This window comes from Clostridium sp. B9, from assembly GCF_050509515.1.
Lineage (GTDB): Bacteria > Bacillota > Clostridia > Clostridiales > Clostridiaceae > Sarcina.
This window is the reverse complement of the sequence record NZ_JBNWKA010000003.1, coordinates 3,942,906-3,950,979: the sequence shown is the minus strand read 5'-3', so window position 1 is coordinate 3,950,979 and position 8,074 is coordinate 3,942,906. Positions and strand designations below refer to the sequence as shown.

Annotated in this window: 6 protein-coding genes; all 6 read right to left on the bottom strand. The window is 30.4% G+C overall.

The window, feature by feature from the left end; translation table 11 throughout:
• Positions 1–517: 517 nt before the first annotated feature.
• The 6 genes from gyrA to dnaN all read right to left on the bottom strand — a co-directional run bounded on the left by gyrA (position 518) and on the right by dnaN (position 8,056).
• Positions 518–3,025: a DNA gyrase subunit A gene (gyrA, locus tag ACQZHJ_RS17970; RefSeq protein ID WP_430486838.1), complete on the bottom strand. Its 2,508-nt coding sequence runs from the start codon at positions 3,023–3,025 to the stop codon at positions 518–520.
• Between the two features lie 21 nt (positions 3,026–3,046).
• A complete protein-coding gene (gyrB, locus tag ACQZHJ_RS17965) occupies positions 3,047–4,963 on the bottom strand; it encodes a DNA topoisomerase (ATP-hydrolyzing) subunit B (protein ID WP_430486837.1) in 1,917 nt (638 codons plus the stop codon).
• Positions 4,964–5,209: 246 nt separating this feature from the next.
• Positions 5,210–5,470, bottom strand: coding sequence for an extracellular matrix regulator RemB (remB, locus tag ACQZHJ_RS17960; RefSeq protein ID WP_003451015.1), 261 nt, complete (start codon positions 5,468–5,470; stop codon positions 5,210–5,212).
• Between the two features lie 13 nt (positions 5,471–5,483).
• On the bottom strand, positions 5,484–6,569 hold the full coding sequence (gene recF / locus ACQZHJ_RS17955; protein ID WP_430486836.1) for a DNA replication/repair protein RecF: 1,086 nt from the start codon (positions 6,567–6,569) through the stop codon (positions 5,484–5,486).
• A gap of 55 nt (positions 6,570–6,624) precedes the next feature.
• The gene (yaaA, locus tag ACQZHJ_RS17950; protein WP_430486835.1) at positions 6,625–6,831 is read right to left on the bottom strand and encodes a S4 domain-containing protein YaaA; all 207 of its coding nucleotides are present in this window, start codon (positions 6,829–6,831) and stop codon (positions 6,625–6,627) included.
• Positions 6,832–6,955: 124 nt separating this feature from the next.
• Positions 6,956–8,056 (bottom strand): DNA polymerase III subunit beta, encoded by a 1,101-nt coding sequence (gene dnaN / locus ACQZHJ_RS17945; RefSeq protein WP_430486834.1) that lies wholly within the window; start codon positions 8,054–8,056, stop codon positions 6,956–6,958.
• Between the last annotated feature and the right edge of the window lie 18 nt (positions 8,057–8,074).

The following is an 8,074-nucleotide window of genomic DNA, read 5'->3' as shown; positions in this document are numbered from 1 at the left end:
CTTTAGTTTAACACCACTTTCGAACTTTGTCAACATTTTTCTTCAAAAAACTTTTTTAACTTGTTTGCCAAGTTTTTGTTTTTGATTTGTTGCTGTTCATCAGCGACAAGTAATATCTTATCACAAAGTTAATATATAACCCCTAACATAATGCTTATTTCGATAAATTATTTTGATATTATTCTATATTTCTTTAAAATACTCCATAATTCTTTTACTGATACACTTGGTAAAGTTTATAGTATATTTCTATATCAAAACTAAATAACTTATAGAAATTATCAACATAATCCCTATAAATTTGTTCATTTATAAACACTCCACACCTAGTCTTATTGTGGATTTTTTTCTTATTCTGAGAATATCATATTATTAAATTATATTTTATTAGAAAAATTATTAATTTATAAATACACCTATACTTTATTCTTTACGTACAATCTAATTTATCTATATTCTTATAAAAAAACTCTGGTGCATAAAAACACCAGAGTTCATTATAACTAAAAATATACTATTAGTTTTCTTCTTCTTTAACTTCTGTAGATACTTCTTCTACAATTTCATTTTCATCTAGTAAATTTAACTCTTCAATATCTTCCTCATCGCCACCAGAAATCTTAGCAATAGTTACTACCGCTTCATCTTCTAGAGTTCTCATAAGTTTAACACCCATTGCAGATCTACTTGTAACTGATATTCCACTTACATTTATTCTTATAGCTACACCTTGGTTATTTATAAGCATAAGCTCATCATCTTCTTTACATACAGTAGCACCAACAACTTTACCAGTTTTATCTGATACTTTATATGTTATAAGACCAATTCCGCCTCTGTTTTGAACTTTATACTCATCTAAGTTAGTTCTCTTACCATAACCATTTTCACTTACAACTAGTAACTGCTCGCCTTCTACAGCTATATCCATGCAAACAGCAATATCACCTTCTCTTAAGCTAATAGCTTTAACTCCAGATGCAGTTCTACCCATTGGTCTAACGTCTGTTTCATTGAATCTTATAGCATTACCATCTTGAGTTACAAACATAATATCTGCATCTCCGTAGGTAATCTTAGCTTTTAGAAGTTCATCGCCTTCTCTAAGATTTAAAGCTATTAATCCATTCTTTCTGATATTTTTGAAATCACTTAATGGAGTTTTCTTAACTATTCCTAGTTTAGTTCCCATGAATAAGTAACCATCATCCTGAACATCTTTGAATGAAAGAACTGTTTGTATCTTCTCATCTGCTTCTAAAGGTAATATATTTACAAGGTTTGTTCCTTTAGCAGTTCTTCCTGCATCTGGTACCTCATAAGCTTTGATTCTATAAACCTTACCTTTAGTTGTGAAGAATAATAAGTTTGAGTGAGTTGATGTAACAAGTACATGATCAACAAAGTCATCTTCTTTTGTTGTCATTGCTTGTATTCCCTTACCACCTCTCTTTTGAGCTGAGTAAACATCTGAAGATATTCTCTTGATGTATCCAGTATGAGTAAGAGTTATTACAACATCCTCTTCTTGTATTAAATCTTCTATATCAATTTCATTTTCTTGCTTTTCAATTTGAGTTCTTCTCTCATCTGAGTACTTAGCTTTGATTTCTAGAAGCTCTTCTTTTATAACTTCTAATAATCTTTCCTCACTAGCTAAAATTTCATTTAAGTAGTCAATTAACTTCATAAGTTCATTGTACTCATCTTCGATCTTATCTCTTTCAAGACCAGTAAGTCTTCTAAGCTTCATTTCTAAGATTGCATTTGCTTGTCTTTCACTTAAAGCAAATCTTTCTATAAGTGTAGTTCTAGCAATTTCTGTAGTCTTAGATCCTCTTATTATGTTTATAACTTCATCTATGTTGTCTAATGCAATTATTAAACCTTCTAAGATGTGTGCTCTTTCTTGTGCTTTATTAAGCTCAAATTGAGTTCTTCTAGTTATAACATCCTTTTGGAAGTTTATATAATGAACTAGAACTTGCTTTAAATTTAAAACTTGTGGTTCATTATCAACTAAAGCAAGCATTATAACCCCAAATGTATCTTGCATTTTTGTATGCTTGTAAAGCATATTTAATGTTACACTTGGATTTGCATCTCTCTTAAGTTCTATAACAATTCTCATACCATCTCTATCTGATTCATCTCTTAAATCTGATATTCCAGTAATCTTTTTATCCTTAACAAGATCTGCAATGTATTCTATAAGCTTAGCTTTATTAACTTGATATGGAAGTTCAGTAACTATTATCTTGTGTCTTCCATTTTCCTCTTCTATTTCAGCCTTAGCTCTAACTACTATTCTACCTTTTCCAGTTTCATAAGCAGCTCTTATACCTGATTTACCCATTATTATACCTGCTGTTGGGAAATCTGGTCCTTTGATATAAGTCATTAACTCTAAACTTGTTAATTCTGGATTATCTATAAGTGCTATAGTTCCATCTATAACTTCACCTAGATTATGAGGTGGAATGTTAGTTGCCATACCAACAGCTATACCTGATGAACCATTAACTAAAAGGTTCGGGTATCTTGAAGGTAAAACAACTGGTTCTTTTTCCTCACCATCAAAGTTTGGAGCAAAATCAACTGTATTTTTATTTATATCTCTAAGCATTTCTGAAGCTATTTTATTCATCTTAGCTTCTGTATATCTCATTGCCGCTGCTGAGTCTCCGTCAACAGAACCAAAGTTACCATGTCCGTCAACTAGCATATATCTTAAAGAGAAATCCTGTGCCATTCTAACTAAAGCATCATAAACTGATGAATCTCCGTGTGGATGGTACTTACCAAGAACTTCTCCGACTATTCTGGCACATTTTCTATATCCTTTCTCAGGATATAATCCTAACTCTTGCATTGAGTATAGAATTCTTCTGTGAACTGGTTTTAAACCGTCCTTTACATCTGGTAGTGCTCTACCAACTATAACGCTCATAGCATAGTCTATGTAGCATTTTTTCATTTCTTTATTTATATCTATGGGTATTACTTTTCCCTCATTAAAGCTCATGTACTTCACCTCATATTAGTACTATATATCTAAATTGCTAACCTTTTTAGCATTCTTCTGAATAAATTCTCTTCTTGGCTCAACTTTATCGCCCATAAGAATTGTAAATATCTCATCAGCTGCCATAGCATCTTCTATATCTGCTCTTAATAATACTCTTGATTCTGGATCCATAGTAGTTTCCCAAAGCTGTCCTGCATTCATCTCTCCAAGACCTTTGTATCTTTGTACGTTTACGCTACTATCTTTTCCACCAAATTCAGCTATTATTTCATCTGCTGCAGAATCTGAATAAGCATATCTTTCTTGTTTTCCTTTAGAAATTTTATATAGTGGTGGTTGCGCTATATAAACATGACCTTGCTCTACTAAATCTCTCATGTATCTGTAGAAGAATGTTAATAATAGAGTTCTTATATGAGCTCCATCAACATCGGCATCTGTCATGATTATTATTCTATTATATCTTAATTTTTCTATATCAAACTCAGGTCCTATCCCACCACCTAAAGCAGTTACTATAGATCTTATAGTATCTGAACCTAAGATTTTATCTAATCTTTGCTTCTCAACATTCATTATTTTACCTCTTAATGGTAAAATAGCTTGGAATTTTCTATCTCTTCCTTGCTTAGCTGATCCACCCGCTGAATCTCCCTCAACGATATAGATTTCACACTCTTTAGGATCCTTTGATGAACAGTCAGCAAGTTTACCAGGTAATGAACTTCTCTCAAGAACTGATTTTCTTGTAAGTTCTCTAGCTCTTCTTGCAGCTTCTCTGGCTCTTGATGCTAATAATGCTTTTTCTATTATAACCTTACCAACCTCAGGATTTTCTTCTAAGAATATTGATATTCCTTCTCCTGATATTGAATCAACAGCACTTCTAGCTTCAGTATTACCTAACTTAGTTTTAGTCTGACCTTCGAATTGAGGCTCAGAAATTTTAACAGAAACAACCGCTGTTAATCCTTCTCTTATATCATCACCTGATAAATTCTTATCTGAATCTTTTAAATGACCAAATCTTCTAGCATAATCATTCATTACTCTTGTTAATGCAGTTTTAAATCCTGCTAAGTGAGTTCCACCTTCAACAGTGTCTATATTATTAGCAAAAGTAAATATATTTTCATTAAATCCATCATGATATTGAAGTGAAACCTCTACTGAAATTCCATCCTTTAATCCTTCAACATAAATAGGCTCTTTGTGTAGAACCTCTTTATTTCTGTTTAAGTAACTTACGAAAGATTTTATACCACCTTCATAGTGATAACATTCTTCCTTAACTTCATCTTCTCTTTCATCAATAAGAGTTATGTTTATACCTTTGTTAAGGAATGCAAGCTCTCTTAATCTTTGTGATAAAATTTCAAAGTCGTACTCAGTTTCTTCAAAAATATCAACATCTGGTTTAAAGTGAACCTTAGTTCCACTACCTTCAGCTTCTCCTATTTTCTCTAAATCTGTGATTACAGCACCTCTTTGATAAACTTGCTTCCAAACATCTCCGTCTCTAGTAACAATTACTTCACATAGTTCTGAAAGAGCGTTAACTACAGATGCACCAACACCATGTAATCCTCCAGATACTTTGTATCCGCCGCCGCCGAATTTACCTCCAGCATGTAAAACAGTCATTATAACTTCTACAGTTGGTTTTCCCATTTTAGGGTGAATTCCTACTGGCATACCTCTTCCGTCATCAACTACAGTAATTGAATTATCCTTGTGTATGTAAACTTTTATATTCTTACAGTATCCTGCTAATGCTTCATCAATACTGTTATCAACAATTTCGTAAACTAAATGATGAAGACCTCTTGAACTAGTACTTCCAATGTACATCCCTGGTCTTTTTCTTACAGCTTCTAGTCCTTCTAAGACTTGAATCTGATTAGCATCATAATTTTGATTGTTTTGCTCCAACATATAACTCCTCCTATATAGCAGCAATTTACCTTTTATAGGGTCTTCCGTGAATAATCTCAAACAAATTAGTTGAAATTCCTTCAATCCTTCACACTTAATGTAAACATTATTTAAAAACTATTAGTTTAAAGGCATGGGTTAACCCTTACCAAATAAATATGGCAATCCTATTTTTAATAACTTTTTAAAACTTAAATAAACATTTAAATTTATTTAATTCCCTCAAACTTATCTTTATTCAAAAATTTAAGGATTATAATTAATATCTGTACGCTTTGTTAATGTAGATGATGAAATAGGTGAAAGGTATACTTTACTCATCTTATCAATCTCAGCTATAACAAAAGATTTTGGTTTTTCATCTGTAATTCTTTCAACAAATCCATCCTCTTCTGCCATTCTTAAGAATTGTATAGTATCTGAACTATACATAGCAGTTTGAATATCAAATATACCTATTACGTCTTTAACTGGAACTACTACATTCTCTCCTAAGTGTAGAAACACAAATACTCCTCCTTTAACATTGAATACGTCCATCTATCACTCTAAATACCTTAGAGTTTTCGTCTAAATAACTAGTTAAATCTTCTATTCCTGTACAAGTTATTACAGTCTGTATATTTTTTATAGATGTTAAAACATATCTTTTTCTATTAAAATCTAATTCTGATAATACATCATCTAATAATAGCACAGGATATTCTCCAGTTATTTCTTTAATTATTTTTAAAGATGCAAACTTTATTGTTAGTACACAAGTCCTTTGCTGCCCTTGTGAACCATAAATCTTTGCATCTATATTATTTAAATAAATATTAAAATCATCTCTATGAGGACCTATAGAAGTTGCTCTCTTATCTATGTCCTTTTTTCTATTTTGTTCTAATAGTTTTATCATAGAATCTTTAATATTATCTAAATCTCTTACTGTCGAAATATATTTAAATTCAATTTCTTCTTTTCCTGAAGTTATTTCTTTGTGAATTTCTTTAGAATATTTGTTTAACTGTTCTATATACTTTAATCTAGTCTTTATAATATTCTCTCCATATTGAGCCAATTGTATATCATATATGTCTAACATTTCCTCGTTTACATTTCTACTTTTAAGAATTAGATTTCTTTCATGTAAAACTTTATTGTATTGAACTAAATTATGATAATACCTTTTATTTAATTGACTAAGCTCCATATCAAGAAACTTTCTTCTTATTCCAGGAGATTCTTTAACTATCTTTAAATCTTCCGGAGAGAACATAACAACGTTAAACGTCCCAATTAATTCTCCAATTTTACTTATCTTTATTGAATTTATGCTAATAGCTTTCTTTCCGTCTTTTAAAATATTCACATCTATGATTTTATCTAATCTATCTTTATGAACATCTAACCTTATAAAAGCTCTGTCCTTATTCCACTCTATTAGCTCCTTGTCTTTATTAGTTCTATGCGACTTAGCAAATCCACAGTAATAAATTGCTTCTATTACGTTGGTCTTTCCCTGTGCATTATCACCTATAAAGACATTTACATTAGGACAAAGCTTGATTGATAAATTTTCATAATTTCTATAATTAATTAATTGCAAACTTTTTATATACATAAAAACACCTATATTTAATTATACCATATTCTTATGTTCTTTAGGCTATGTATCTTTAAATTAACTTATAAATTTCACCATTGAACTCTACAGTATCGTTAACCCTTAATTTCTTTCCTCTCTGAGTACAAACTTCTCCATTAACTAAAACTTCCCCATCTTGAACAAACATTTTAGCTTCTGATCCTAAGCTTACAGCTCCACTCCACTTTAAAAAAGAATCTAATTTTATAAATTCAGTATTTATTTTAATCTCTTGCATAATTATTCACGAGATGTATATCCATTTATATACATCTTATCTCCTTTTAAAATCAAATAAAAAAATGGTCTATGGTTAGTTTAGTATTACTAAACTAACCATAGCTTATAAATCTAAAATCAAATTATCTTGCTATTCTAACAGGTAGTACTAAGTATTCACATGAATCATTGTTCTTATTTCTTATAATACAAGGAGATATGCTACTTGTCATTCTTAGTTCTATTTTATCCTCTTCCATATTTTTTAAAACATCTAAAAGATATTTTGAGTTAAATGCAATTTGTATTTCTTCACCTTGCAGTTTTATAGTAACCTCTTCTCTAACTTTTCCTAATTGAGAATTTGATGTGATTACTATATTTTCATCAGTTATATCAAACTTAACTAAGTTGCTATTTCCTTCCTTAGCCATAAGTGAAGCTCTTTCTATACCATTTTGAAGTGATTGCTTATCAACTTCAATTTGTAATTTATGCTCCTTTGGTAATAAAGCATCGTATTTTATAAATTCACCTTCAAGTAATCTTGAAATTACTTTTGTCTCACCCATGTTAAATAATATATGATTTGGAGTAAATGTAATATTTACTATCTCATCTGAGTCCTCTAAAATCTTTGCAACCTCGTTTAAAGTTTTACCAGGTATAACAGCATTGATTGTATTGTTTGTATCTATAGACTCATTTCTTATTGCTAATCTATATCCATCTAGAGCTACTAAATTTAGTCTAGAATCTTTAATCTCAAAAAGTATTCCTTGAAGAATAGGTCTAGTTTCATCTTGAGCTATAGCAAAAGATGTTCCTTTTATCATATTCTTCAGAGTTCCTTGGTTTATTGAGAAGATCATATTCTCGTTTATTTTTGGTAGACTTGGGAAGTCTTCTGCATTCATGTGTAATAAATCAAATACAGATTTCTGACAAGTTATTCTTATTGCTTCTTCTGAAACAGTCTCTATTTTAATTTTATCATTAGGTAATTTTCTTATTATTTCTCCAAATATTTTAGCATCAACAACTAACTTACCTGGTTCTGTAACATCTGCTTCGAACTTAGTCTCTATACTTACATCTTTATCAGATCCTATTATAGTTACTAGGTTTTCTGAAGCTTCTATGTATAGACCTTCTAATATAGGCATTGTTGATTTTCCTGTTATAGCTTTTTGTGCTATAGCTATAGATTCTTGTAGTTTATTTTTATCACATGTAAATATCAAAATTTAAACCCTCCTTCT

Excerpts from the sequence above, each read along its gene's own strand:
- gyrA (WP_430486838.1), bottom strand. The coding sequence starts at position 3,025 with ATGAGCTTTAATGAGGGAAAAGTAATACCCATAGATATAAATAAAGAA.
- gyrB (WP_430486837.1), bottom strand. The coding sequence starts at position 4,963 with ATGTTGGAGCAAAACAATCAAAATTATGATGCTAATCAGATTCAAGTC.
- recF (WP_430486836.1), bottom strand. The coding sequence starts at position 6,569 with ATGTATATAAAAAGTTTGCAATTAATTAATTATAGAAATTATGAAAAT.
- yaaA (WP_430486835.1), bottom strand. The coding sequence starts at position 6,831 with ATGCAAGAGATTAAAATAAATACTGAATTTATAAAATTAGATTCTTTT.